The following is a 24053-nucleotide window of genomic DNA, read 5'->3' on the forward strand; positions in this document are numbered from 1 at the left end:
GCACCCGTTGGGCCTGTATCCAGCGAATGTGCGGGTCACTTGTTTTCCGCACATTCGCTGGATACAGGCCCAACGGGTTGGCGCCACCATAGCCGACATCTTACCGGCTAAGAAGTCGGCCGTCACCCCAAAATCAACCTTTTGGATGCAGTTCAACGCCCCAGACAAGGCGCTGAATTCTGCAAGTTCAATTTTAAGCACTCGTGCATAGGTAAACAGATAAAATAAAACGTCCTGCTGAGCTTGCAGAAGCATCTCGCCCGCTTCGTTGGGGTACTAACCCACGCGAGATGCTTCGGCAAGCTCAGCAGGACCGCCTTTTTACCATGCAGTTACTTATGCATGAGTACTTAACTCTTTTCTCCTGGCTTTCAAGCCACAAGCAGCAACCAATACGGTCAGGGGCGGGCCAGCTGGGAGCCGGCGCCCGGGCCCTACTCGGTGCCTTGGGCGGCGTCGGCCACGCCTTCTTCAATCTTCTCCTCGGCTTCGGCGTGGTCGTCGGCGTCGGCCGTTTCCAGCTCGGCTTCCTGCTCATTCCAGCCGCTGGGCTCGTAGCTGAGGCGGATGTAGATGGGGTAATGGTCGGAGCCGATGTGGGCGAGCCGCTCCAGGCGCTGCAGGCGGAAGTGCGCGGAGTGAAACACGTGGTCCAGGGGCCAGCGCAGCAGCTTGTGGTCGGCGTGGAAGGTGGGCAGCAGGCCGCGCCCGATGCGCGGGTCGAGCAGGCGCGAGAGGCGCCGGAACAGCTCGGAGGTGTGCGACCAGGCCACGTCGTTCAGGTCGCCGGCCACGATGGTGGGCCCGTCGTGGTGCTGAATGGCTTTGCCCACCACCAGCAGCTCGGCGTCGCGGCGGGCGCTGCTTTTAGATTCCTGCGGCGCCGGCGGCTTGGGGTGCAGGAAGTGCATGTTCACGGGCACGCCGCTGGGCAGCACCGCGCAGCCGTGAAAGGACGGAATGTCGGAATCGAGGATGTAGCGAATCTGCGGCTCGCGCAGCGGCAGGCGCGAAAACACCAGCATGCCGTAGGTGTTGGGCAGCGGGGCGTGGCAGGTGTGCGGGTACTCGGTTTCGATGCGCTCCAGTTGGCTCAGCCACCAGTCGTCGGTTTCCACGGCCAGCACGATATCGGGGCGAAAGTGGGTGATGTGGCCCAGCAGGCGCGAGGCGTCGCGGTTGTACATCAGCACGTTGGCCACCATGATGCTGAGGTGGTTGTCGTTGTCGTCGGCCGGGCGGCTGGCGTCGGCCACTTGGCGGCGGTGCAGCGGGGTGTAGGGCCAAATGCGGCTGGCCTGGTACACCAGCGCGAGGCCCAGGGCCACCACAAACCAGGTGTGCGCCGCCCACCGGGGCGCGGGCAGGGCCAGCGTGGCCGCCAGGCTGAGCAGCAGGCCGGCCACGATTTGCAGGCGGGGAAAGTCGAAAACGCGAATCCACCACGCCGTTTGCCGCAGCAGCGGGAGCAGCGTGGCCACCAGGGCCACGCCGCCCAGAACCCACACCAACCAGTGGCCCGCGATTAGCAGGCCGGAGAGAAAAGCAGGCATTAGAAAAAAGAGTCGGGGTTAAACATCGTCTTGAAACCCGCCTTTGCGCAGCTCTTCAATGGTGCGCAGCACCCGGTCTTTGAGCGTGTTCCGGTATTTTTCCAGCGCGTCGGCGAGGCGGGCGTTGGTCAGGGTCAGGATTTGGGTAGCCAGCACGGCGGCGTTGGCGGCGTTGTCGAGGCCCACGGTGGCCACGGGCACGCCGGCCGGCATCTGAATCATGCTCAGAATGGAATCGAGCCCCTGAATGGACAGCGTGCTGTTGATGGGCACCCCAATCACGGGCAGCGTGGTGAAGGCGGCCACCATGCCCGGCAGGTGGGCCGCCCCGCCCCCGCCGGCGATGAGCACCCGCAGGCCGCGCTTGCGGGCACTTTCGGCGTATTCCACCATGCGGTGCGGGGTGCGGTGGGGCGAGACGAGGGTGATGTCGTAGGGCACGCCGAACTGCCGGAGCGTGTCGGCCGCAGCCGACATGATTTTCAGGTCCGACTTGGACCCCATGATGATGCCCACCAGGGCGGTTTCGGCTACGGGGCGGTCGTCGTCGGAGCCAGCGGCGTTGTTGGGTGCAGAAGCGTCGGAAATCATCGGGTGAAAAGCGGGAAAGAGCGGGAGCTTCCCTAACGGCAAACCAAGCTGCACCGTTGGGTCGGCAAAATAGCGCTTTTCCGCCCGGCCCGGCCCTTGGCCTACCTTTGCGGCCCATGGAAGTACTGCTCGCCACGTTCACCACCCTGTTTTCCATCGTCAATCCGTTCGGGGCGATGCCGGTGTTTCTCACCCTCACGGCCGAAGACCGGGCCGCCGAGCGGGCGCAGACGGCGCTGCGGGCCTGCATCTACATGGTCTGCATTCTGAGCGTGGCCTTCTTCGGCGGGCAGTACATCCTCAACTTTTTCGGCATCAACATCCAGCACCTGCGCATCGCGGGCGGCATCCTGCTCATGCGCTCGGCGTTTGAGCTGCTCACTCCCGGCGCCAACCGCGACCGGGTGGGCCCCGACGCCCTGGAGGAAAGCAAGCTCAAGGACGACATCAGCTTCACGCCCCTGGCCATGCCCATGCTGTCCGGGCCGGGCTCGATGGCCGTCTGCATTGGCCTCATCCGCCCCACTTACGTCGACAAGGCCATGACCGTGGCCGGCTTTGCGCTGGTGGCGCTGGCCGCCTTCGTCATTTTGCTGTTCTCGCTGCGGCTCACCCGGGTGCTGGGCAAGCCGGGCATGGCGGCCATGGCGCGCATCATCGGCTTCATCACGCTGGCCATCGGGGTCAACTTCTTCGCCACGGCCATTGCGGCGCTCTTTCCGGGCCTGACGCGGTAAGACCGGGACTTGCCGGAACCCCACGCCGGGGGCCGCCCACTCGGCAACTCGCTTGGTTGCCGCACGCCGCGAAGACCTCCGCCGGGCGGCAATTCCGCGTTCAAAATTGGTGCTGAGGGGGCCTCCCACCCGGCCACACAAGCACGTTGGCCGACGCACCGGGCCGGCGGATGGCTGCATTTCACTGGGTCCGATTGACACTTCGCGGGAGCCGTTCAACAGGCCACCGCGCGGCGCTGGACACCGGCGTTTGAGAGGCGTAAAATTGTCCAAGCTCCGGCACGAAGCCGGGCACCCAACGGACCCTTACCCCTCTCAACACCACGGCCATGAAGATTTTTCAAACCGCCCCCGCCGCTCCCCAACTCCCCGCCCCGCAACACCCGGCGCCCCCGACAGCCAGCCTGTTCGCTCCTGCAAAGCTTCTCGCCGTGGGGCTTGTGCTGGCGGCGCTGCCGCTCGGGGCCCGGGCGCAAGGCCTCCCCACCCGCCGCGGGGCGGACCCGGCGCCCCGGCAGGTAGCGGTGCTGTTCGGGCTGAACCAGCCGCTGCTGGCCAAGGGCTTCAACATCGAAGCCAACTACTACACCAAACGGCTGGTTTTTGACTACTCCCACGGCGCGTCGCTGGACTTCAGCGGCCCAAACGGGGGCGACCAAATCAAGGCCCAGGGCCTGGCCCTGCACATGCCGTTCACCACCGGCTTCGGCGTGGGCTACCGGTTCAGCAAGCTGGTGAACCTGCGCGTGGAGCCCAAGCTGCACCGCTTCGAAATCTATTACGCCGGCGACGCGCAGACGGCCGGCAACCGCATTACGGCTTACAACACCTTCTCGCTGGGCCTGGGCCTGTACTTCAAATGGCAGCCTTTTGAAAAGCAGGAGGGTCTGCTGCGCGGCCTGATAGTGGCGCCCAGCGTCCGCTACTGGCCCAACCTCGCCACCGGCCTGACCAACGACCAGTTTCGGTACCAGAACCGCACCACCGACCGGACCGAAACGCACCAGGCCCAGCAGCCCGGCATCGCCAACACGCCCGTGGTCGTGAACGTGAGCGTGGGCTACGCCCTCGACCTGCGGAAGCGCAAGTAGTCTTCCGCACCCGGCTTATCATTTCGATGACCTCCCATCTTTTTCATTATCCCGCATGAAAACTTTCGTTTTCCCAGCCGCAGTAGTTTTCGCCTTCCTGAGCACCGGGGCCCTCCGCGCCCAAACCGCAGCCGGCCCGCCCGCCGAACCAACCTTGCCGCCCTGGGCGCGCACCCAGGTGCACGTGGGCCTGGGCGTGGCCGCGCCGCAACTCCGGGCGGGCCAGGCGCTGCTGGCCAACAAGAACCGCCGCGCCGCCGAGGGCAGCTACGGCCGCCAGCTCGGCCAGACGGTGGAAATCGGCTTTTACAAGCCGCTGCGTGCGGTGCCGGGCCTGCTGCTGGGCGCCAATTTCAAGCTCTCGCTCACGGGCAGCGAGCCGGACGCGGGCTACCCGGAGGGGTACTACTTCAACCCCGGCCTGCTGGGCGCGGCCGCCAAGTACTACCCGCTGCGCAACGGCGCGGCCCGCAACCTGTTCGTGCGCGCCGAGGGCGGCGTGAGCTTCGTGCTCGAAAAAACCCGCTTCGTCAACGACCAGGGCGCGCAGAATTTCTTCCACCAGTTTGGCGTGGGGGCGGGCGCGCTGGGGGGCCTGGGCTACAGCCTGCCCGTGGGCAAGCGCCGGGGCCTGCTGCTGGAGCCCGCCCTCACCTACGAGCTGCACGGCACCCGGGTGGAAGTCAACGGCGTGGGCGACGACCCGTGGCGCTTCGGCGTGCTCAGCGGGATGCTGACGCTGAGCTTTTAACGGTATCTTCGATATTCGGCCGCTTGGCCCGCCTTCTTACCAAGCACGCGCATGAAAAAGCTCCTTCCCGGCCTGCTGCTGCAAATTCTGGCGGGCCTGCTGGCGTTCCTGGCCGGGCGCTTCTTCACGCTGCCGGCGGGGCAGCTGTTCGCCTTCGGCCCGCACAGCTACGCCTACGCCATCCTGGCCGTGGTGGTGGTGACGGGCAGTTGGGAAGGCAGTACCCAGCTCTACCGGGCCGCGCGCCGAGTGCTGTTTGCCAACCTCGCCCCCGTGCAGTGGATTACGCTCTTCACCCTGGCCAGCGGCTTGTACGCGGTGCTGCTCACCGGAGGGGCCGTGTTCCTGCACATCGACGTGCTCGAAGTGCTGCTGAACTGCCCGCCCACCACCGAGTACAAGCAGCTGTTTCTGGCCGTGCTGTTCGTGGTGTGCCTGGTGGTGGGGGTGAACGGGGTGCGCATCTTTTTCCGGCACTGGCAGCAGGCCCAGCAGCTCACCGCCGAGCTGAAGCAGGCCACCATCCTGGCCGACTACGAGGCGCTGAAAAACCAGGTGAACCCGCACTTTCTGTTTAACAGCCTCAGCGCCCTTTCTGCGCTGATTTACAAGGACCAGGACCTGGCCGCCGACTTCGTGACCCAACTGGCCAAGGTGTACCGCTACGTGCTTGACAGCCAGCGCCAGGAGCTGGTGCCGTTGCGCACCGAGCTGGAATTCGTGCGGGCCTACGCCTTTCTGCTGACCATCCGGCACGATGCCGCGTTCGCCCTGGAGCTGGACCTGACGGACGAGCCCACCCCCGAGGCCCTGCCGCCGCTGAGCCTGCAAATGCTGGTCGAAAACGCGGTGAAGCATAACCGCCTCTCGCCCGAAAGCCCACTGCACGTGCGGGTGTCGCGCGTGCCCGGCGGCCTGCTGGTGCAGAACAACGTGCAGCGCCGGAGCACGCCGGAGCCCTCCACCGGGCTGGGGCTGGCCAACATCCGGCAGCGCTACGCCGCGCTCGGCCCGGCCCGGGTGGAAATCAGCGCCACCGCCGCCACCTTTGCCGTGACCCTGCCCTTGCTCCCGCTCCCCGCCCATGAAAGTACTGATTCTGGAAGACGAGCCCCTCACGGCCGAACGCCTGACCGGGCTGCTCCGGCGCTACAGCCCCGCCATTGAGGTGCTGGCCGTGCTCGACTCGGTGGAAAAAGCCGTCCGCTGGTTCGAGCAGCCCGCCCGGCCCGACCTGATTTTTGCCGACATCCACCTCAACGACGGCCTGGGCTTCGAGCTGTTCGAGGCCGTGCGCAGCCACACGCCGGTCATCTTCACCACCGCCCACGACGCCTACACGCTGCAGGCCTTCCGCCTCAACAGCGTCGACTACCTGCTCAAGCCCGTCGCCTTCCCCGACCTGGCCCGAGCCCTGGACAAGTACCACCGGCTCTATCCGCCGCCGGCCGCCGCCCCTGCCCTGCCGGCCCCGGCGGCGACGGCTCCGGCCCCGGCGCCCGGCTTCAAGCGGCGCTTTTTGGTGAAAATCGGCCAGCAGCTCAAGTACATGCCGGTGAGCGAAGTGGCCTATTTTCAGTACGAGGACGAGGGCGTGGCCCTGACCACCCTGGCCGGCGCCCGGCTGCCCGTCGATTATACCCTCGACCAGCTCGAAAGCATGGTGGACCCGCGCAGCTTCTTCCGCATCAGCCGCAAGTTTCTGGTGGGCCTGGCCGCGGTGCAGAAAATTCACCTCTACTTCAACAGCCGCCTCAAGCTCGACCTCGCCCCGCCCGCCGACGCCGAGGTGCTGGTCAGCCGGGAGCGAGTGGCCGATTTTAAGCAGTGGCTGGACGCCTGAACCGCCTCCGCTAGAGCGGTTTCGGAATCGGGGTACCTGCTCCGGCCAGGCTAACCTCACCCCCAGCCCCTCTCCCAAAGAGAGGGGAGCCAGACGACCGGTACACCAACCCCGAAACCGCTCTAAATGCCCGGAAAGGCCACTGGCTGCCCTCACCCGAACAAGCCGGCGCGGCTTTCGGACCACCCCGGGCCGTAACTTGCGGCCCCATGCTAAAAAACGACCTTTTCCTTCGGGCCGCCCGCGGCGAAGCCACCGAGCGCCCCCCCGTCTGGCTCATGCGCCAGGCCGGCCGCATCCTACCCGAATACCGCGAGCTGCGCGCCCGCCTCTCCGGCTTCAAGGAGCTGGTGGAAACCCCCGAGCTGGCCGCCGAAGTCACCATCCAGCCCGTGGACGCGCTGGACGTGGACGCGGCCATCATCTTCTCCGACATCCTGGTGGTGCCCGATGCCATGGGCCTGCCCTACGAAATGGTGGAAGCCCGCGGCCCGCTGTTCCCGCGCACCATCAAGTCGGCCGCCGATGTGGAGCGGCTCCGCGTGCCCGACGTCGAGGAGGGCCTCGGCTACGTGCTCGAAGCCATCCGCATCACCAAGCGGGCCCTGAACGGCCGCGTCCCGCTCATCGGCTTCGCCGGCGCGCCCTGGACGCTGCTGGCCTACATGGTGGAAGGCCACGGCTCCAAAACCTTCAGCAAGGCCCGCGGGATGCTCTACCGCGAGCCGGCCCTGGCCCACGCGCTGCTGGCCAAAATCACGGCCACCACCATCGCCTACCTGCAAGCCCAAGTGGCGGCCGGGGCCCAGGTGGTGCAGGTGTTCGACTCCTGGGCCGGCACTCTGCCGCCGGCGCACTACGCTGAGTTTTCGAGCCGCTACATCGCCGAAATCTGCGCGGCGCTGGCCCCGCTGGCGCCCGTCACGGTATTCGCCAAAGGCGCCTGGTGGGCCGTGCCCGAGTTCGCCGCCATGCCCTGCCGTACGATAGGCCTCGACTGGAACCAGGACCCTGCCCAGGTGCGCGCCCAGGCCGGCGACAAAACCCTGCAAGGCAACCTCGACCCCTGCGCCCTCTACGGCACCCGCGAGCAGGTGCAAGCGGCCACCGAAGCCATGCTGCGCCAGTTTGCCGGCGGCCCACACATCGCCAACCTCGGTCACGGCGTGTACCCGGACACCGACCCGGACATGGTGCGCGTATTCGTGGACACGGTGAAAGCGTGGCAGGGGTAATGGAGCTTTAAAGAGCAGGAGGTTTTCCGCCTATAATTTCAGAGACCATGATGTCCGCTTTCGGTTCCACTTTCTACATCACCCTGGCCCTGCTACTGGGCCTGCTTGCCTTCATGTGGCGCTGGTTCCTCAAGAAGCCGGAACGCACCGGCATAGAAACCTTCATGGTTGTCCTGATTTCGTTGGGTAGCCTGTCGCCCGTGTTTTTCTTGGTCTACCTGCTGCTTGTGCAGCGTTAAACGAGCCAATTATCCAATTCCTATGGGTATTAAAGACAGCAACGGAGCTTTACTCGTTGAGGGCGACTCGGTCACTCTTGTTTAAAGACCTGAAAGTGAATGGTTCATCGCTGACGATAGAGCGCGGCACGCTGGTTAAAAATATCCGCCTCACCAACAGTGCCGGCTAAACCGAATCTCGCGCTGGCGACAGCACCATGGTACTGAAAATCGAGTTTCTGAAGAAGGCTTAAAAATCAACACGTGGGCCATACGATGAAGGTAATTAGCGTCTATCGTCTTGATTATCCCCTATACGCTCCGGACGCAGCTGTTAACGCACGTCCCATCAGTCACGACCCTGATTATTGGGTTGAAGAACAGCCTCTGGGGCTATTCTTCAAGTTTGCATCCCTACCTAACGGCCTACTCGTGTACATTAGCAATGATGCCGAGCAGGTTTGCTTCGAGGTGCGTAGAGCAGCCTCTTTGGCTGAGCAAACTGACTATTTTGGATTTTTATCTCTTGTAGGCAATAGCTCCAGACTGTCAGGCATTACCAATAGTAATTTGGGGGAAATCGAGTTTGGATATGCTTCGGGCCAGTCACCGACTGCGCCCCTGCTTATTATAGTAAAGCTTTTGTTCAGTTCAGAAACCCTGTTTTTCGTCAACAACGCCGACGAGGGGTACTATTTTTTTGACGACAGTAGGAAGTGTGCGGACTTCTTCTCAGAGTGTATTGAGCTGTTCGGGATGATTATATGGGTTGAGCAGCCACAGCTTTTGGCACAACTAGCTGCCTTATAACCCCGCTGCTTCAGCTTCCCGCAGCAGCCGCTGCTTTTCCACGGGCACCACGCCCACTTGCTCGCACACCAGCCCGCCGCCCAGGTTGGCCAGCGCCGCTGTGAAGGCGGCCGGCTGGCCCAGCGCCACGCACAGTGCGGCAATGCTGATGACCGTGTCGCCGGCGCCCGACACGTCGGAGATGCTGCGCACGTGGGCCGGCAGGTAGGTTTTCACCGCGTCCTGCTGGGCAAATACGCCGTGCTCCGACAGCGTGACCAGCACGATTTCGGGCGTCAGCTCTTCGCGCAGGCGGGCCACGGCGGCTTCAAAGCCCGCGCGGTCGGCATCCGGCGCGCCAAATTCCAGCTTCAGGCCCTCGCGCAGCTCCTTCAGGTTGGGCTTGAACAGGGTGCAGTGGCGGTAGGCCAGAAAATTCTTTTTCTTGGGGTCCACCACCGTCGGGATGCCGCGCTGCCGGGCGCGGGCCAGGCACTGCTCGATGACGGCCGCGCTCAGCACGCCCTTGTCGTAATCCTCAAAAATCACGACGTCGGCGCGCGCCAGCAGCTCGTCGTAAGCAGCCAGCAGCGGCGTGGTTTCGGTGGCGTCGAGGTCCGTTTCCACTTCCGAATCGATGCGGAGCAGCTGCTGGTCGTGGGCCAGAATGCGCTGCTTCACCGTGGTGGGCCGGGCCGCGCTACGGATGATGCCGGCCGCGGAAAGGTCGTGTTCCCGCAGCAGTTGCAGCAGCTGGTCGCCGCCGGCGTCGGTGCCAATCACGGCGCAGAGCAGCGGCGTAGCCCCCAGAGCCTGCACGTTCAGAGCCACGTTGGCGGCCCCGCCCAAACGGTTTTCGGTGCGGGCCACGTGCACCACCGGCACGGGCGCCTCGGGCGAGAGCCGCGTGGCCCGGCCCCACACGTAAGCGTCCACCATCACGTCGCCAATGATGAGGACGCGCAGGCGGTTGAAGTTGTCGAACAGTTCAGATAAGGTATTCAATGAAGAATGAGGAATGAAGAATGAGGAATTATTCAACCGGAGCTTTTTCTCAATTCCTCATTCTTCATTCCTCATTCTTCATTAATTTCCCCAATTTCCCCAGGCTGGTCTTGATGCGCCGGAAGGCTTCGACCAGCTTGTCGTCGGCCGCGGCGGTGCTGAAGCGGATGCACTCCGGCGCCCCGAACGCGTCGCCCGATACGGCGGAGACGTGGGCGTCGTTCAGCAGAAAAATGGCCAAATCCGCCGAGTTATTGATGAGCGTGCCACCGGGCGCGGTGCGGCCGAAATAGGCCGACACTTCGGGGAAGATGTAAAACGCCCCGCTGGGCGTGGGCGTATTAAAGCCGGGAATGTCGCGCACGAGGCCCAGCACCAAGTCGCGGCGGCGGCGGTAGGCCGTCACCATCTCGTCGGCCGAGGCGCGGCCGCCGCGCAGGGCCGCCAGGCCCGCCCGCTGGGTAATGGAGCACGTGCCGGACGTCACCTGGCTCTGCATCTTCTCGCAGGCGCTGGCAATGTCCTGGCGGGCGGCCAGGTAGCCCAGGCGCCAGCCCGTCATGGCGTAGCCCTTGGAGAAGCCGTTGACGGTAATCACCCGGTCCTTCACCCCGGCAAACTGGGCCAGGCTGGCGTGCTCGCCCACGAAGTTGATGTACTCGTAAATCTCGTCGGCCAGGGCGTACACCTGCGGGTGCCGGGCCAGCACGGCCGCGATGGCGCCCAGCTCCTCGCGGCTGAACACCGCGCCCGTGGGGTTGCAGGGCGAAGAGTACATGATGAGCTTGGTGCGCTCCGTGATAGCCGCTTCGAGCTGCCCGGCCGTGACTTTGTAGTCGTTTTCCAGGGTGCCCACCAGCGTTACGGGCACGCCCTCGGCCAGCTTCACCATCTCCTCGTAGCTCACCCAGTAGGGCGCAAACACAATGACCTCGTCCCCCGGATTCACCAGGCTGAGCACGGCGTTGGCCAGGGCCTGCTTGGCGCCGGTGCTCACCACAATCTGGTTGGGCAGAAATTCCAGCTGATTATCGCGCCGGAATTTGTCGCAGATGGCCTGCCGCAGCTCCGGGATGCCGGGCACCGGCGTGTAGAAGGTGTAGCCGTCGTCGATGGCCTGCTTGGCGGCGTCCTTGATGTACTGCGGGGTCTGAAAGTCCGGCTCGCCGAAGCTCAGGTTGATGACGTCAACGCCCTGGGCGGCCAGCTCCCGGGCCTTTTTGGCCATGGCAATGGTGGCCGACTCGTTCATCGCCAGTAGGCGGTCGGAGAGCGGCGAGGTTGTCGCGAGCGTAATGATGTCGGACATAATTGGGCAATAGTAAGTAGGTGGCAAAGGTACACGGCCCAATTTACCGCACTCATCTAATGACAGCCCTGCCTCACCAGTCTTCGGCTTGCCCCGCGCATCCTTCACCATCAATAAAATATCTCAAGCGAAATACTTCAGGAACATGAAAATGCTTTGAAAAACATACGAACCCCATGCCATCGTGACCTCGCAATATGCACCTTCCATCAAACTCTATTTCGATGGACTCTGCACTTCCGAAATACCAATAGCTTTCCCCATCGTCCCACTGAAGTAGCTCAAGTAACTTTTGCCGCTCTTCCCTCCCAACTGTAGCTTTCCAATCACTGGGGCCTATCTGTATGCAATCGAAGCCGGTCATAAACAACCCGAATCTATCATCATGCACCCGAAAGAACCAAGTGGCACCGTCGGGTATCAGCATCACGATTTCCGAAGCAAATTACTGTTCTTCCGTCATTGCTGTTGTCATTCAATTTACTGCCCCAGCCGCCGCCAGCAGCGCCACAGCAGGTTTACGTCCGTGCCGGGCTCGTAGTCCTTGGCATAGAGCAGCTCCAGCCGCCGCCGCGTCACTTCGTTTAGCAGCACCGCCGATACAACCGCGTCGGCGGGCGAAAGCACGGCCGGCACGGCGCTGGCCGGGCCCGCCAGGTAGCGCAGCCCCACCCAGGTCCGGCGGCCCAGCAACACCGCCAGGCAGTTGCGCAGAAAGCCCATTCGCTTGGGCTGAAACCACACCAGCGCCGGGGCCAGCAGCAGCAGCAAGGCACTACTCAGGATGTCGAGCAGGCGCTTGGCGCGGACCTGCCGGGGCTGGTACAGGTTCAGGGCAATGTCGAGGGTGTAGTAGTCGCCGGGCGCATCCTTGCTGCTGCTGCCGATGATGTACTGACTGTCTTCGGGCAGGATTTTGTAGGCCACCGGCGGGTTGGTCGGCAGGCTGAGCATCAGGGCAATAATCTGACTAGCGGGCAGGTCCTTGCCGCAAAAAATCAGCTCGTCCAGCGCGTACAGGCTGATGATGTCCGCCAGCTGGCGCAGCTCGCCCAGGGGTTCAATGGGCGAATGGGCGAATGGGCGAACGGGCGAACGGCCCGCTGGTGGTGGCACTGGTCCGGCTGTTGGGGCGGGGCCGGCTTCCACGTAGCCAATCACGCGGGCCTGCACACCAGCCGCTTCCAGCAGCTGGCCCACGCGGCGGCTTTCGGGCCCCGAGCCCACGATGGCAATGTTCTTCTGGCGGCGCTCGCTCAGGCGCAGGTCGCGGTACTTGACGAAGTGCGCCAGCAGCTGCCGGCCCACCAGCGCGGCCACGGCCCAGGCCCCGCCCAGGATAATCAGCGCCTTGGAAAAGCGCCAGGCATCCAGAAAATTGGAAGCCGCCGAAATCAGCAGCGTGCCCACGAAGATGCCCCGCGCCACCCGCGACGCTTTCACGGGCGGGTCGTAGGCCCCGCTCAAATAGGCCGAAGTCAGCCACACCAGGATGTACACGGGCACGGCCACCAGCATGTACTGCGGCGGGTAGCCGCCGGGCACAAACTTGTGGTTGCGCTCCCAGTACGTTTTCAGGAAGAACATGCCCGCCCAAATCAGGCCGGCGTCGAGCAGCAGCGGCGCGGCCCGCGCGGCCAGGCGCTCCAGCACCGCCGCGCCCGCCCGCAGCCAGATGGCGGCGTTGATGAGCACGGAAAACAGGCCCGCCCGGTCCGGCGCAAAGTGTTTTTGGGCAAAAATCACCATCGCCCGGTAAAACACGAACACGTAGTTCACGCTCGTGCGCTTGGTGCTTTCGCCCTTGTAGTGAATGATGCGGGCGCCGGGGAAATAATAGTTTTTCCAGCCGCCCTGCGTCAGGCGGTACGAGAGGTCAATGTCCTCGCCGTACATGAAGTAGTCCTCGTCGAGCAGGCCCACTTGCTCCAGCGCGGCTTGGCGCAGCAGCATGAACGCGCCGCTCAGCACCGCTATTTCGTGGGTTTCGTCCTCGCTCAAAAAGCCGAGGTGGTAGCGCCCGAAGGTGCGCGAGCGGGGCAGCAGGCTGGCCAGCCCGAACATCTTGTAGAACGCCACGGCCGGCGTGGGCAGCCCGCGCTTGCTCTCGGGCAGGAACCGGCCCTGGCCGTCCAGCATCTTCACGCCCAGGCCGCCGCAGTCGGGGTGCCCGTCCATGAAATCGCAGCAGGCCCGGAAGGTGTCTTCTTCCACCACCGTATCGGGGTTGAGCAGCAGCTGGTACTGGCCGGTGGCGCGGCGCAGGGCCTGGTTGTTGGCTTTCGAGAAGCCGGGGTTGTCGCGGTTGGCAATGAGCGTGACTTCCGGGAACCGGGCCCGCACCATGGCCACCGAGCCATCGGCCGAGTTGTTGTCGACCACGAACACCTCCGTCGGCTGCCCCAGCTTCTCCGCCGCCCGCCGCACCGAGAGCAGCGCCTGCTCCAGGAAATAGCAGACGTTGTAATTGACAATAACGACGGAGAGCTTCACCACAGCGGGCGAAATTACGGGGCCCGGCCGCTTCCCCCCACCCGCGGCCCGGAAATCCCGGCCACCCGGATTTCCGGGCCTATTCCCACGGGTCGTAGGCACACCAGTACGTCAGGTCGAGCTTGCCAAAGCTCGCGCGGCGTAGGCGCTTAGCGCTTACTTCTACCACAAGCTCCCGCCGTCGGGGCACCCAGACTTTCCCCAACCGGCTCGGCAGCGCCTCAGGGCCGAAAGAACATTTTGAACTGAGCCAGCACGGCCTGGGGCTGTTCCTCGGGCAAGAAATGGCCGCAGTCCAGCGCCTGGCCCGAAACTGTATTCGCTTTCGCCCGCCAGGTGTCGAGCACGTTCCACAGGTGGCCGACCGTGCCCTTGGCCCCCCAGAGGGCGAGCAGCGGCGCCGTGACGTACCGCCCCGCGGTGTCGTCGGCCCGGTCCATGTCGAGGTCCACGGATGCGGCGGCGCGGTAGTCTTCGCAGACCGCGTGAATCGTGCCCTTGCAGCAGTAGCAGCGCAGGTACTCCTGCAGCGCTTCGGGCGTGACGCCCCCCGGGGTTTTGCCCTGCACCGCGAGGTGGTGCTTCAGGTAGTACACCGGGTCGAGGCCAATCAAGTGCTCCGGCGTGGGGTAGGGCTGAATCTGAAAAAACCACCAGACGTACTTCGTCGCGAATTCCTTGCTCGTCGCGTTGTACATGGTCAGCGTCGGCGCAATGTCCAGCAGGCTCACCTTGAGCACGGCACTGGGGTGGTCTAGGCACAGGCGGTGGGCGACGCGCCCGCCGCGGTCGTGGCCGGCCAGGTAGAACTTTTCAAACCCGAAGTGCCGCATCACCTCCACCTGGTCCTGGGCCATGCTGCGGAACGAGTAGTTGATGTGGTCGGTGCCGCCGTCCGGCTTGCTCGAATCCCCGTAGCCGCGCAAATCGGGCAGCACCACCGTGTACTGGCGGGCCAGCTCCCCGGCTATTTTATGCCACATCACGTGGGTCTGCGGGTGCCCGTGCAGCAGCAGCAGCGGCGGCCCGGTACCGCCCCTCAGCACATGAATCGTGGCGCCGGCCGTCCGCACGGACTCGGCCCGAAAGCCCGGAAAGAAGCGCTGGTCCACATCCGCCGGCGGCGGCGGCGGCAGGTCGGGCAGCTCCGCCGGGGGCCGCGCGGCGGGAGCCCAGGGCTGAGCAGCGGCTCCCGGAGCAAGCCACGACGCCCCCAAGCCCAGGGCGCCGAACCGGGCGAAAATCCGGCGATTCATGCTGTTTTTCATGGCGTGCGCTTGCTGGCAGTGTTTGGTTTCCCTCCGGTGGACGTTGGCTCCGTTTCGCGCGCCAGGTCCCCGGCCGTGGTCAGCCCTCAGGAGTCGCCGGCTACCGCGGAGCGGAAACGTCCCGCCTCCCGCCGCCACGCGGGTGGTCGTCTGGGACCCGCAGGGAGCGGCGGCAATAGCAGCGGGCCCTACCGCGCCTGCCGCAAACGCTCCACGATGCTGCGCCCGAGCGTGATTTCGTCGGCGTATTCCAGCTCGCCGCCCACCGGGATGCCCCGGGCAATGGTGCTGATGTGCACATTGGGCAGGTCGCGCAGGCGGCGCGAGAGGTAGAAAGCCGTCGTGTCGCCCTCCATGGTGGGGCTGATAGCCAGGATGACTTCGCGCAGCTCCGAGCCCTCGGCCCCGGCCCGCTCCACCAGCGAATCGATGTGCAGGTCGGACGGGCCTACGCCTTCGATGGGCGAAATCACGCCGCCCAGCACGTGGTACACACCCTTGTACTGGCCGGTGTTTTCGATGGCAATCACGTCGCGCACGTCCGACACCACGCAGACCAGGCTGTGGTCGCGCAGCTTGTTGGCGCAGATGCCGCACTCCTCGGCGTCGGAAATGCTGTGGCAGGTGCGGCAGTAGGTTATTTCAAAGCGCATCTTGGCCAGGGCTTCGGCCAGGGTGGCCGTCGTGTCCATTTCAGCCTTGAGCAGGTGCAGCGCCAGGCGCAGCGCTGTTTTGCGGCCAATGCCAGGCAGCCGGGCCAGTTCGCCCACCGCGTTTTCAATTAGTTTAGAGGGAAACTCCATTCGTTGGGTTGGTTGTCAGTTGTTGGTTGTCAGTTGTTAGCTGCGAATTGCCAGCGCAGCCTGACAACTGACAACTAAAAACCAGCAACTAAACGACGTCGGCCGAGATGCCGCGGTCGTGAATGGCCGTGCAAAGGGGCTCCAGCTCTTCGTAGGTGCCGATTTTGACGGCGCACTTGCCCTTGTAGTGGATGAGCAGCGTGCACTGTTCGGCCTGTTCGGGCTGGTGGCCGCACACGTCCATCAGGGTTTTGATGACGTGGTCGAAGGTGTTGATTTCGTCGTTGTACACGACGAGGTTGCGCAGCTCGGCTTCCTCTTCGAGTAGCGCGACCTCCTCCTCGTAATCAATTTGCGGACGGGTGTTCATAGAGCAAATTTACGCAAAAGCCCGCGCTGGGCGGCGGCTGATAACCCCCAATACCGTGAATTCGTTTCGCCGCATTGGGCCGAACAATTCTTACTGCGCAGCGCCAATTCCGCTCCCAAGGGCCCCGGCACGAGCCGGGCCGCCGGGTTAAAGACGTAATTTTCGGCCCGCAACCCCCACCCCGTCCATGCCCGTTCCATCGCCTGACTTCAAAAAAGCCCTCAAGCGCCTCGCCGAAAGCGAGAAGGAAACGCTGCTGCTGCGCGCCGTGCGCCGCGACGCGGAGCTGTATGAAACCTTCCGCTACGAGCTGGTGGCCGACGTGAGCCTGCAGCAGATTCAGGAAGAAACCGCCGACCGCATCCACGAGCTGTTCAACCTGGCCGTGTCGGGCCGGCTCCTCAATCGCAGCCTGGTGAAGGCCCTGCGCGCCAGCGTGCAGGAAGCGGCGCGGGCCCGCCGCATCACCAAGCACAAGCAGCTGGAAATTGACCTGCTCGTGTACATCCTGCGCCAGTGCATCGACAATTATTCTGGGCAGTTCGACAGCGTGTACGACGGGTTTTTCAACGCCACGGCCCGGTTGGCGGCCCGGCTGCCCGCGCTGGTGCTCAAGGCCTTGCACGAAGACTTGTGGGTCGAGTACAAGCCCGAGCTTGACGGCGTGCTGGCCGAGCTGCACGGCCGCAAAAAAAGCCGTCAGCTAAAGTTCGAACTGCCCCGACAGTTCGAAATCCCGGCTTAGCTTTGTGGCTTACTGTCTAATCCACAAATTTTTATGAACCTACGCTTTACTCATCTCTGCGCGGCCGGCTTGCTGGCCTTTACCACCGGCTGCGCCGGCTCCTACTCCCTCATTCGGCCCGACAAAATCACTACCTACACGGCGTCGCAGTCGTCGGGCCCAGTGGACTTGGCGTATCAGTTCGACGCCCTGCGCCTGGGGGGACGCAACAAGAAATACCAGAAAAAAGAAGCCAAAAAAGGCTACCACGTTGCCGCCGTGCGGGTAACCAACAACTGGGACCGGGAAGTAAACTTCACCCGCGACCTGAGCCTGATTTACGGTGACCGGCCCATTTTGCCCGTTTCCTCGGCAATCGCCGCGCAGGATTTGAAGCAGGGAGTGCCCATTTATCTGCTTTATCTGCTGCTTAATCTCAATGTAGGCGGTACCACCGATGCCCGAACCGGCGCCACCACTGGGGGAACATTCATTCCCACGGGCCCGCTGATTGCCGGCGGCAACATGCTCGTCGCCGGCGGTGCCAACACTAACCTGCGCAAAGAATTCGCCGCCTTCGACCTCACCAACCGCACCCTAAAGCCCGGCGAAACCGTCTACGGCATCATCAGCCTGCGCGAAACCGCCGTGGCGCCCCTGCGCCTGGAAATGCGCACGGCCAGCCCGCCCCAGGCGCAGGCCCCAGCGGCGGCCCTGCCAATGCCGGCCGCCGCGCCCGCAGTTGCGCCCGCGGCCGCCCCGATTACACCGGCTCCGGCCACGGCGCCCCGCTAACTCCGGCACTTGTGCCAAAAAAAGCCCGCCGAATTCGGCGGGCTTTTTTTTGAACTGTTAAGCTGCTTCGCGGGGCCGGCAGCGGCCGGGGCCCATCGGAGCGCGGAACCGAGACTTACTGCTTGGCGATGACGTTGAACGCCAGCGTGAAGTCGTCGTTGATGGCTTTGTCGCCGAGGCTGTCGAAGAAGGACTTCGAGCCGTACTTCAGGCCGAACTTGGTGCGGTCGATGGTCACCTTGCCGGTGGCGGCGGCCCGGCCGTTCTCCACGCCCACTTTGGCCGGGAAGGTGAGGCGTTGCGTCACGCCCTTGATGGTCATGTCGCCGGCGACGGTGGCGTTGTCGGCGTCTTTGGCCGCGCCTTTGATAGGCGTCACGCTCACGATTTTAAATACCGAGGTCGGATTCTTCTCCACGTCGAAGAAGTCGGCGCCGCTCATGTGGCCCACGAACTTTCCCTGCGACTCCGCGTCGGCGATGTCAAGCGCCTTCATGGTCTTCATGTCCACTGTCACGGTGCCGCCCACCACGGCGTTGCCTTTCACCAGCAGTTCGCCCTGGCTAAAGTTCATCGAGCCATTGTGGCCGTGGGTCACGGCTTTGCCCTCCCAGCCCAGGGTGCTCAGCTGCGGCTCCAACTTGTAAGTTGAGGCGTTGGCGGCCATTTTGGGGCTGTTCATTTTTTGCGCCGAGGCGGCGGGGGCAGCGGCCAGAACGGCGGCGGCAACCAGAGCGGGAAACAAAAGGTTTTTCATCGTAAAAAAGGGTTGAAAAAAGGGTAAGAAGAAAAAAGGGTGAAATTTTCGGAAGGGCCGCAACGAAAAAATGTGCCAGAAACCGCGCCCGCACCGGCGGGCCCGTCACCCGTCGGCCCGAATTTTGTCGAGCAAGGCGTTGAGTTGGTGCGTTTCCGCTTCGCTGAGCCGGGTAATGCAACTGGATTGCGTAACGCCGGCTTGCTCGATGCGATTGAGCAGGTCCAGCCCGGTGCTGGTAATGCGGATGTCGACGGCGCGGCGGTTGGCCGGGCACACGGTGCGGGTCACGAGTTGCTTTTCTTCCAGGCGGTCCACGATGCGCGAAGCGTTGCTGGTTTTGTCCAGCATCCGGTCGATGAGCAGGGCCACGGTGGCGGGCAGCGGATGCTGGCCCCGCAAAATGCGCAGGATGTTGAACTGCGGCAGCGTCAGCCCAAAGGGCTTGAACGCCACGGCTTGGCGGAGCTGCAACCACCCGGCCGTGAAGACCAGGTTGATGTGGGCCTTTTGGTAGTCGTCGCGAAAAATGGGCTGCTTGATTTCGTCTTCGATGCGCATGGTGTGCGAGGGAATCGGGAGCAAATATATGTAGGTACATTTAATGTAACAACATTTGTTCCTTGGTTTTCTCAAAAATATTGGCTGTCCGCCGTTCCGGCCTTGACCCGGGCACCGCAAACCACGTACTGCTGCAAAATTAACTTCATCCCACCCGCCTCATGCTCCGTCTCCTCATCGCATTATTCGCGGCCCACGGGCTGTTGGCCGCCCCCCGCCAGGCCGCGGCCCAGGACGGTGGCTACCCCGTGCAAACCACCGCCCGCACCCAGTTCGTGTTCCTCAACGGCGAAGTAGTGCGCCGCGAAGGCAACCAAACCACCGCCCTCGCCCAGAACGTGAAGCTGCGCAACGGCACGAAAATTAACTACAAAAACGGCATCGTGGAAATGCCCGCCGACAAAGTAAACCCCCAGGGCAAGAAACTGACCCTGCGCGAGAACGATTACGTGCGCGCCGACGGCGGCGTGGTGTTCGCGACGCCGGCCAGCGCCGCCGCCGCCCGAGGTGCGGCCGTCCCGGCGCCCGGCGCCAAGTACGAGCCCTACGTGCAGCGCGGGCCGGGCTACGGCGCCCCGGCCGAGCAAGTGCCGCTGCTCACCAAAAAGATTGAGCTGCTGACGCAAAAAATAGACCTGCTCAGCCAGGGCCGCCCCGACATGCCCGACACCAGGGCCATCGACGAGCAGCTCGCGCGGCTCGACGCCCAGCTGACGGCGCCAAAATAGCGCCTCAGCGGCGCAGGGAAAGCTGCCCCGCCGCTTCTTCCACCAGCCCGAACGGCTCGTCGCGGAGAATGAGGAAGCCGTCGAGGTCGTGCACGTCGGCCAGGGCGCTGATTTGGAGCGCCGCGGCAATGCCCACGCTGGTCTCGACCATGCAGCCGAGCATGGGCACCAGGCCGTGGGCGCGGGTGCGGCGCAGCAGGTCGATGCCGCGCCGGAAGCCGCCGGCCTTCATCAGCTTCACGTTCACGCCGTGAAACTGCCGGGCGATGTCGGCAAAGTCGGCCGTGTCGGTCACGGACTCGTCGGCCAGCAGCGGCACGGGGCTGCGGGGGCGCAGGTAGCGGTAGTCATCGGCCCGCGCGGCGGGCAGCGGCTGTTCCAGGAAGCGCAACTGCAAGCCGGGCAGGGCGACGGCCTGCTCCAGAAAGCGCAACACGCCGTCGGCGTCGGCCCAGGCTTCGTTGCCGTCGGCCAGCAGGGCGTGGCCGGGCAGGGCGCGGGCTACTTCGCGCAGCAGTTCCAGGCCCTCGCCCTGGTTCACCTTGATTTTGAGCAGCGAGAAGCGGGCCGCGTCCTGTTCGCGCACAAACCCAGCCACGGCGCCCGGCGCCATAATGGGGAGCGAAAAGGCGGTGGCCACGGCCCTGGCCGGGGCCGGCACGCCCAGCCACTGCCACACCGGCTGCCCGGCGCGGGCCGCCAGCCACTGCACCAGCGCCGCTTCCAGGGCGAAGCCCAGGGCGTGCGCCACCGGCCGGGCGGCCAGTAGCGCATCGAGCCCGGCTAAGGTTTCTACCGCCGGAAGCCCGTTGGCCAGCAACTCCTCGAATTGGTGCTGCAACAGCGCGGGCGACTCTTCGTAGCGCACATTGGGGGCGGCTTCGCCGGTGCCGCCGGCGCCGTGGCCGGCCACCCGCACCAGCAAGTTGGTCTTGGAGGCAGAAGCGTTGCGGGCTATTTTCCAGACGTAGCGCAGGGGCAGCAGGTGAGCAGTCAGGGTCCAGATGGGCATGGGGGCAGCGAAAGGGCCGATGGGCGGGGCCGCGAAATTGCGCCAAAAAAGCACGCCGGCCCCGGTACCAACGAGTCAGTTGCGGTTCTCCGGCTGCTGTACCTATTCAATAGTTTGAAAACTCCCGGCGAGCGTCATGCCGCGCGCCGCCGAGGCATCTTGCCAGGGTCGTCCCGGCCGTGCAACAAGGCGAGCGAGATGCCCCGGCGGCGGGTATGCCCGGCTAATGAATGACTAAACAGCTTCATTCAAACCCGGCCTCCTGGTTTTTTGGCTAATCTTAATATAAAATTCTATATAAAAGATGCCGAAGAAGAATACCTTTGCCGGGTCATGGTTTTTCACATTTTAAATTTAACCCACTCCGTGCTCTTCGCTTCACTGTTATGATAAAAACACTACTCCCTTCGCTCCTGCTGGGCGCACTCTGGCTCGGCAGCGGCGCGCCCCAGGCCACCGCCCAGTCCCGCACCCAGGCCAAAACCGCCGAAGCCGGGGGTTACATTCCGTGGTTCACGGTGCAGAACAAAACCGTGATGGTGCAAACCGGCAGCAAAACCAAACCCCTGGAAAAAGACGTGACCCTGCCCAACGGCGTTCGGGTGGAATACCGGACCCAGTCCATCGTGCTCACCAACGGCACCCGGGTGCCCCTCAAGGAAGGCGACATGCTCAGCTTGAACGGGGAGTTCATTCCCAAAACCCCGGAACCAGTCGCGGCGGTGGCCCCGGCTCCCGCGCCGGTTGCGGCGGCCCCCGTTCCAGCCACCCCTGCGCCGGTTGCGGCCCCCGTTCCAGCCGCTCCTGCCCCCGCTTCCGCAGCCCCGGCCCCGGCCCCGGCCCCGGCCCCGGCCCCGGGCAAGTTTACCTACCAGCCCGCCGCGCCCGTCAACGGCAAGCTGAAAGGCGTGGTGGAGCTGGGCTCCAGCGGCTTCAACATGTTCATCATTCGGGTGGACGACAAGCGCAACTGGAAGTTGGAGAAATCGGAATTTGGCAACAGCATGGTGATGGAAAACATGGCCACCGAAGCCGACGTCCGCCTGGGGTTGAAAGCCTACATCAGCCAAATGTTCGACTACGGCGTGGCGGGGCGCGACATTCACTTCGTGGTCAGCTCCGGCGCCGCCTTGGCCGAGGGCACCCACCGCATTGTCAAATCCCTGGAAGCTTTGAAGTACGTGGTGACCACCGTCACGCCCGAGCGCGAAGGCGCGCTGAGCCTGCGCGCGGCCATGCCCCTGGACTATGGCGACCGGGCTTTCGTGTTCGATATGGGCTCGGGCAATAGCAAAGTGGCGTGGCTGGAAGGCGGTCAGCCCCGCGTGACGGATACTTACGGCTCGAAGTATTTCGAGAAAAAAACCGACGACGCCGTGGTGGCGGCCGACGTGAAAAACAAGGTGAGCCAGGTACCCGCCAAGCTGCGCGGCACGTGCTTCATCATCGGCGGCGTGCCCTATGAGCTGGCCAAGGCCGTGCGCCAGGGCAAGGAGCCCTACACCGTGCTGCGCCCGGCCGACGCCTACCCGCAGCTAACCGGCGCCAAAAACAAGGCCGGCCTCAACATCTACAAGGCCCTGGCCGAAGCCACCGGCTGCCAGCAGTTCGTCTTTGGGTACGACACGAATTTTACCATCGGCTACCTGCTGTCGCTGCCCTAGCGCCGCCCGCTCGTGTTGCCGAAAACGCCCCGTGCTATCCGCGCACGGGGCGTTTTTTTTTAGTGCCCGGCCCCGGCCGGGGGTCGGCTTGCCGGCGCTGCTGCCCGGATAATGCCGTTCTTTAGGCTCTCATTTTCGCCGTCCGGCCTTTTCAACTTGCATGACTAAATCCCGCTTACCCCTCGCTGCCGTTGTTTTTTTACTGGTGGCCGTGCTGCTTACCGCGCTGGCCGCCTACAATCTGCTGCCGCTGCCAGCCACCGTGCCGGCGGCGGCGCGCTGGCTGGCGTTGCTGGTGCTGGCCGCCGCGGTGGCCCCGCGCCGCTCCCTCACCCTGTGGATAGTGTTCAGCATGTTGGTCGGCATCGAGCTGGGGCACGACGCGCCCGCCGTGGCCATGAGCCTCAAAGTGCTGAGCGACGCTTTCCTGCGCCTGGTGAAGACCATCATCGCACCGCTGGTTTTTGCCACCCTCGTGGTGGGCATCGCCGGCCACGCCGACCTCAAGCAGGTGGGCCGCATGGGGCTCAAGGCGCTGATTTATTTTGAAGTCGTCACCACGTTTGCTTTGTTCATTGGGCTGGCCGCCATCAACCTCACCAAGGCCGGCGTGGGCATTAGCCAGGCGGGCGTGAAGGAGGAAGCCCTCGCCGCCGTGGCCCCGCAGTCGGCCGCCGACATCATCCTGCACATCTTCCCGGAAAACATTGCCAAGTCCGTGGCCGAAGGACAGGTGCTCCAGGTCGTCATCTTCGCCATTCTGTTCGCCATCGGCCTGGCCCTCACCCCGGAGCGGCCGCGCCGCGTGATGCTGGAGTTCTGCGAAAGCCTGTCGGAAGTCATGTTCAAGTTCACCAACGTGGTGATGTACTTCGCGCCGCTGGGCGTGGGCGGGGCCCTGGCCTACACGGTGGGCAAAATGGGCTTTGCCCCGCTGCTGAATGCCCTGCAGCTCCTGCTCACCCTCTACGGGGCGCTCGTGGCCTTTGTGCTGCTGGTGCTGCTGCCGGTGGCCGTGCTGGCGCGCATCCCGCTGCGCCGCTTCATCGCGGCCGTGGCCGAGCCGGTGAGCATTGCCTTCGCCACCACGTCTTCGGAAGCGGCCCTGCCGCGGGCCATGGAGGCCATGGAAGCCATCGGGGTGCCGCGCCGCATCGTGGCCTTCGTGATGCCCACCGGCTACTCCTTCAATTTGGACGGCACCACGCTGTACCTCTCGCTGGCGGCCGTGTTCGTGGCGCAGGCGGCCGGCGTGCCCTTCACCTTCGGCCAGCAGCTGCTGATGGTGTTCACCCTCATGCTCACCAGCAAAGGCGTGGCGGGCGTGCCCCGGGCCTCGCTCGTCATTTTGCTGGCCACGGTGGCCTCGTTCAACCTGCCGGCCTGGCCGGTGTTCATCATTCTGGGCATCGACGCGCTGATGGACATGGCCCGCACCGCCGTGAACGTGCTGGGCAACTGCCTGGCCTCGGCCGTGGTGGCACGCTGGGAAGGCGAGTTCGTGGACGACTACCGCGGGCCCGACCCAATGGCGGTGGAGGAACAGTACGATAGCGCCACCGTAACGTTTAAAAATTGAACTAAAGCTGGGCCGTTGGTTTTGAAGCAGTCATCGGCTATTTCGGGCCACTCGCCGAAAAATAGCCAGCAGACCAACCACATCCGCTAGTTTCGCTACCGCTTTCCGAGCTACATTTCTATCCTGTTACGTTTAGGTATTTTTTGTTTTTCTTCTTTTGTTTTTCCAATATTATTG

General features: G+C 64.1%; 26 protein-coding genes. 14 read left to right on the forward strand and 12 right to left on the reverse strand.

Going from position 1 to position 24053, the window contains the following annotated elements; all coding sequences use genetic code 11:
* Nucleotides 1–434 precede the first annotated feature (434 nt).
* Both RMO51_RS12450 and purE read right to left on the reverse strand, forming a co-directional pair.
* Nucleotides 435–1553, reverse strand: coding sequence for an endonuclease/exonuclease/phosphatase family protein (locus RMO51_RS12450; RefSeq protein WP_310395088.1), 1119 nt, complete (start codon nt 1551–1553; stop codon nt 435–437).
* Between the two features lie 18 nt (nt 1554–1571).
* Entirely contained in the window at nt 1572–2057 is a 486-nt protein-coding gene (gene purE / locus RMO51_RS12455) for a 5-(carboxyamino)imidazole ribonucleotide mutase (protein WP_310395211.1), read from the reverse strand.
* Between the two features lie 203 nt (nt 2058–2260).
* Here purE and RMO51_RS12460 point away from each other — a divergent pair, with 203 nt between their 5' ends.
* From RMO51_RS12460 to RMO51_RS12500, 9 genes are all read left to right on the forward strand, one after another.
* Nucleotides 2261–2881 (forward strand): MarC family protein, encoded by a 621-nt coding sequence (locus tag RMO51_RS12460; RefSeq protein WP_310395089.1) that lies wholly within the window; start codon nt 2261–2263, stop codon nt 2879–2881.
* 329 nt (nt 2882–3210) lie between these two features.
* Entirely contained in the window at nt 3211–3972 is a 762-nt protein-coding gene (locus RMO51_RS12465) for a hypothetical protein (protein ID WP_310395090.1), read from the forward strand.
* A gap of 55 nt (nt 3973–4027) precedes the next feature.
* A complete protein-coding gene (locus RMO51_RS12470; RefSeq protein ID WP_310395092.1) occupies nt 4028–4723 on the forward strand; it encodes a hypothetical protein in 696 nt (231 codons plus the stop codon).
* Nucleotides 4724–4774: 51 nt separating this feature from the next.
* Nucleotides 4775–5890, forward strand: coding sequence for a histidine kinase (locus RMO51_RS12475; RefSeq protein ID WP_310395093.1), 1116 nt, complete (start codon nt 4775–4777; stop codon nt 5888–5890).
* Nucleotides 5808–6566 carry a LytTR family DNA-binding domain-containing protein gene (locus RMO51_RS12480; protein WP_310395094.1) on the forward strand — a complete coding sequence of 253 codons (759 nt, stop codon included), beginning with the start codon at nt 5808–5810 and terminating at the stop codon, nt 6564–6566. Before RMO51_RS12475 ends, RMO51_RS12480 begins: the two co-directional genes overlap by 83 nt.
* Before the next feature lie 209 nt (nt 6567–6775).
* Nucleotides 6776–7801 carry a uroporphyrinogen decarboxylase gene (gene hemE / locus RMO51_RS12485; RefSeq protein ID WP_310395095.1) on the forward strand — a complete coding sequence of 342 codons (1026 nt, stop codon included), beginning with the start codon at nt 6776–6778 and terminating at the stop codon, nt 7799–7801.
* A 47-nt stretch (nt 7802–7848) separates the two neighbouring features.
* Nucleotides 7849–8040, forward strand: coding sequence for a hypothetical protein (locus RMO51_RS12490; protein ID WP_310395097.1), 192 nt, complete (start codon nt 7849–7851; stop codon nt 8038–8040).
* A 95-nt stretch (nt 8041–8135) separates the two neighbouring features.
* The gene (locus RMO51_RS12495) at nt 8136–8210 is read left to right on the forward strand and encodes a hypothetical protein (RefSeq protein WP_310395212.1); all 75 of its coding nucleotides are present in this window, start codon (nt 8136–8138) and stop codon (nt 8208–8210) included.
* A 241-nt stretch (nt 8211–8451) separates the two neighbouring features.
* Nucleotides 8452–8829 (forward strand): hypothetical protein, encoded by a 378-nt coding sequence (locus RMO51_RS12500; RefSeq protein ID WP_310395099.1) that lies wholly within the window; start codon nt 8452–8454, stop codon nt 8827–8829.
* On the opposite strand, the gene RMO51_RS12505 is transcribed toward RMO51_RS12500, so the two are convergent.
* From RMO51_RS12505 to RMO51_RS12535, 7 genes are all read right to left on the reverse strand, one after another.
* A complete protein-coding gene (locus tag RMO51_RS12505; protein WP_310395100.1) occupies nt 8824–9813 on the reverse strand; it encodes a bifunctional ADP-heptose synthase in 990 nt (329 codons plus the stop codon). The genes RMO51_RS12500 and RMO51_RS12505 overlap by 6 nt on opposite strands.
* Nucleotides 9814–9877: 64 nt before the next feature.
* Complete coding sequence (locus RMO51_RS12510) at nt 9878–11122, reverse strand: pyridoxal phosphate-dependent aminotransferase (RefSeq protein ID WP_310395101.1); 1245 nt, start codon at nt 11120–11122, stop codon at nt 9878–9880.
* Nucleotides 11123–11195: 73 nt separating this feature from the next.
* A complete protein-coding gene (locus RMO51_RS12515; protein ID WP_310395102.1) occupies nt 11196–11552 on the reverse strand; it encodes a hypothetical protein in 357 nt (118 codons plus the stop codon).
* Between the two features lie 50 nt (nt 11553–11602).
* Entirely contained in the window at nt 11603–13618 is a 2016-nt protein-coding gene (locus RMO51_RS12520; protein WP_310395104.1) for a glycosyltransferase, read from the reverse strand.
* Between the two features lie 218 nt (nt 13619–13836).
* Nucleotides 13837–14883, reverse strand: a complete 1047-nt coding sequence (locus tag RMO51_RS12525) for an alpha/beta hydrolase (RefSeq protein WP_310395106.1) — start codon at nt 14881–14883, stop codon at nt 13837–13839.
* A gap of 188 nt (nt 14884–15071) precedes the next feature.
* A complete protein-coding gene (gene recR / locus RMO51_RS12530; protein WP_310395107.1) occupies nt 15072–15686 on the reverse strand; it encodes a recombination mediator RecR in 615 nt (204 codons plus the stop codon).
* An 88-nt stretch (nt 15687–15774) separates the two neighbouring features.
* Complete coding sequence (locus tag RMO51_RS12535) at nt 15775–16056, reverse strand: ATP-dependent Clp protease adaptor ClpS (protein ID WP_310395110.1); 282 nt, start codon at nt 16054–16056, stop codon at nt 15775–15777.
* Between the two features lie 187 nt (nt 16057–16243).
* Here RMO51_RS12535 and RMO51_RS12540 point away from each other — a divergent pair, with 187 nt between their 5' ends.
* Together RMO51_RS12540 and RMO51_RS12545 are read left to right on the forward strand one after the other, a co-directional pair.
* On the forward strand, nt 16244–16801 hold the full coding sequence (locus RMO51_RS12540) for a hypothetical protein (protein ID WP_310395111.1): 558 nt from the start codon (nt 16244–16246) through the stop codon (nt 16799–16801).
* A gap of 33 nt (nt 16802–16834) precedes the next feature.
* Complete coding sequence (locus tag RMO51_RS12545; protein WP_310395113.1) at nt 16835–17575, forward strand: hypothetical protein; 741 nt, start codon at nt 16835–16837, stop codon at nt 17573–17575.
* Between the two features lie 115 nt (nt 17576–17690).
* Here RMO51_RS12545 and RMO51_RS12550 read toward each other — a convergent pair whose 3' ends face one another.
* The gene (locus tag RMO51_RS12550) at nt 17691–18332 is read right to left on the reverse strand and encodes a YceI family protein (RefSeq protein WP_310395115.1); all 642 of its coding nucleotides are present in this window, start codon (nt 18330–18332) and stop codon (nt 17691–17693) included.
* A 105-nt stretch (nt 18333–18437) separates the two neighbouring features.
* Nucleotides 18438–18893, reverse strand: coding sequence for a MarR family transcriptional regulator (locus RMO51_RS12555; RefSeq protein WP_310395117.1), 456 nt, complete (start codon nt 18891–18893; stop codon nt 18438–18440).
* Nucleotides 18894–19054: 161 nt separating this feature from the next.
* Here RMO51_RS12555 and RMO51_RS12560 point away from each other — a divergent pair, with 161 nt between their 5' ends.
* On the forward strand, nt 19055–19621 hold the full coding sequence (locus RMO51_RS12560; protein WP_310395119.1) for a DUF6799 domain-containing protein: 567 nt from the start codon (nt 19055–19057) through the stop codon (nt 19619–19621).
* Nucleotides 19622–19625: 4 nt separating this feature from the next.
* On the opposite strand, the gene RMO51_RS12565 is transcribed toward RMO51_RS12560, so the two are convergent.
* Nucleotides 19626–20633 carry an enolase C-terminal domain-like protein gene (locus RMO51_RS12565; RefSeq protein ID WP_310395121.1) on the reverse strand — a complete coding sequence of 336 codons (1008 nt, stop codon included), beginning with the start codon at nt 20631–20633 and terminating at the stop codon, nt 19626–19628.
* Between the two features lie 386 nt (nt 20634–21019).
* Here RMO51_RS12565 and RMO51_RS12570 point away from each other — a divergent pair, with 386 nt between their 5' ends.
* Nucleotides 21020–22297, forward strand: a complete 1278-nt coding sequence (locus tag RMO51_RS12570; RefSeq protein WP_310395123.1) for a DUF6799 domain-containing protein — start codon at nt 21020–21022, stop codon at nt 22295–22297.
* 160 nt (nt 22298–22457) lie between these two features.
* Nucleotides 22458–23876, forward strand: coding sequence for a cation:dicarboxylate symporter family transporter (locus RMO51_RS12575; protein ID WP_310395125.1), 1419 nt, complete (start codon nt 22458–22460; stop codon nt 23874–23876).
* Nucleotides 23877–24053 lie beyond the last annotated feature (177 nt).

This window comes from Hymenobacter sp. (assembly GCF_031398885.1).
GTDB lineage: Bacteria > Bacteroidota > Bacteroidia > Cytophagales > Hymenobacteraceae > Hymenobacter.

What these genes read in the sequence shown, in the direction of transcription:
- RMO51_RS12560 (WP_310395119.1), top strand. Translation starts at nt 19,055, where the DNA reads ATGCTCCGTCTCCTCATCGCATTATTCGCGGCCCACGGGCTGTTGGCC.
- RMO51_RS12565 (WP_310395121.1), bottom strand. Translation starts at nt 20,633, where the DNA reads ATGCCCATCTGGACCCTGACTGCTCACCTGCTGCCCCTGCGCTACGTC.
- RMO51_RS12550 (WP_310395115.1), bottom strand. Translation starts at nt 18,332, where the DNA reads ATGAAAAACCTTTTGTTTCCCGCTCTGGTTGCCGCCGCCGTTCTGGCC.
- RMO51_RS12535 (WP_310395110.1), bottom strand. Translation starts at nt 16,056, where the DNA reads ATGAACACCCGTCCGCAAATTGATTACGAGGAGGAGGTCGCGCTACTC.
- RMO51_RS12480 (WP_310395094.1), top strand. Translation starts at nt 5,808, where the DNA reads ATGAAAGTACTGATTCTGGAAGACGAGCCCCTCACGGCCGAACGCCTG.
- RMO51_RS12575 (WP_310395125.1), top strand. Translation starts at nt 22,458, where the DNA reads ATGACTAAATCCCGCTTACCCCTCGCTGCCGTTGTTTTTTTACTGGTG.
- purE (WP_310395211.1), bottom strand. Translation starts at nt 2,057, where the DNA reads ATGGGGTCCAAGTCGGACCTGAAAATCATGTCGGCTGCGGCCGACACG.
- RMO51_RS12470 (WP_310395092.1), top strand. Translation starts at nt 4,028, where the DNA reads ATGAAAACTTTCGTTTTCCCAGCCGCAGTAGTTTTCGCCTTCCTGAGC.
- RMO51_RS12555 (WP_310395117.1), bottom strand. Translation starts at nt 18,893, where the DNA reads ATGCGCATCGAAGACGAAATCAAGCAGCCCATTTTTCGCGACGACTAC.
- recR (WP_310395107.1), bottom strand. Translation starts at nt 15,686, where the DNA reads ATGGAGTTTCCCTCTAAACTAATTGAAAACGCGGTGGGCGAACTGGCC.
- RMO51_RS12525 (WP_310395106.1), bottom strand. Translation starts at nt 14,883, where the DNA reads ATGAAAAACAGCATGAATCGCCGGATTTTCGCCCGGTTCGGCGCCCTG.
- RMO51_RS12510 (WP_310395101.1), bottom strand. Translation starts at nt 11,122, where the DNA reads ATGTCCGACATCATTACGCTCGCGACAACCTCGCCGCTCTCCGACCGC.
- RMO51_RS12460 (WP_310395089.1), top strand. Translation starts at nt 2,261, where the DNA reads ATGGAAGTACTGCTCGCCACGTTCACCACCCTGTTTTCCATCGTCAAT.
- RMO51_RS12570 (WP_310395123.1), top strand. Translation starts at nt 21,020, where the DNA reads ATGATAAAAACACTACTCCCTTCGCTCCTGCTGGGCGCACTCTGGCTC.
- RMO51_RS12490 (WP_310395097.1), top strand. Translation starts at nt 7,849, where the DNA reads ATGATGTCCGCTTTCGGTTCCACTTTCTACATCACCCTGGCCCTGCTA.
- RMO51_RS12540 (WP_310395111.1), top strand. Translation starts at nt 16,244, where the DNA reads ATGCCCGTTCCATCGCCTGACTTCAAAAAAGCCCTCAAGCGCCTCGCC.
- hemE (WP_310395095.1), top strand. Translation starts at nt 6,776, where the DNA reads ATGCTAAAAAACGACCTTTTCCTTCGGGCCGCCCGCGGCGAAGCCACC.
- RMO51_RS12465 (WP_310395090.1), top strand. Translation starts at nt 3,211, where the DNA reads ATGAAGATTTTTCAAACCGCCCCCGCCGCTCCCCAACTCCCCGCCCCG.
- RMO51_RS12545 (WP_310395113.1), top strand. Translation starts at nt 16,835, where the DNA reads ATGAACCTACGCTTTACTCATCTCTGCGCGGCCGGCTTGCTGGCCTTT.
- RMO51_RS12450 (WP_310395088.1), bottom strand. Translation starts at nt 1,553, where the DNA reads ATGCCTGCTTTTCTCTCCGGCCTGCTAATCGCGGGCCACTGGTTGGTG.
- RMO51_RS12475 (WP_310395093.1), top strand. Translation starts at nt 4,775, where the DNA reads ATGAAAAAGCTCCTTCCCGGCCTGCTGCTGCAAATTCTGGCGGGCCTG.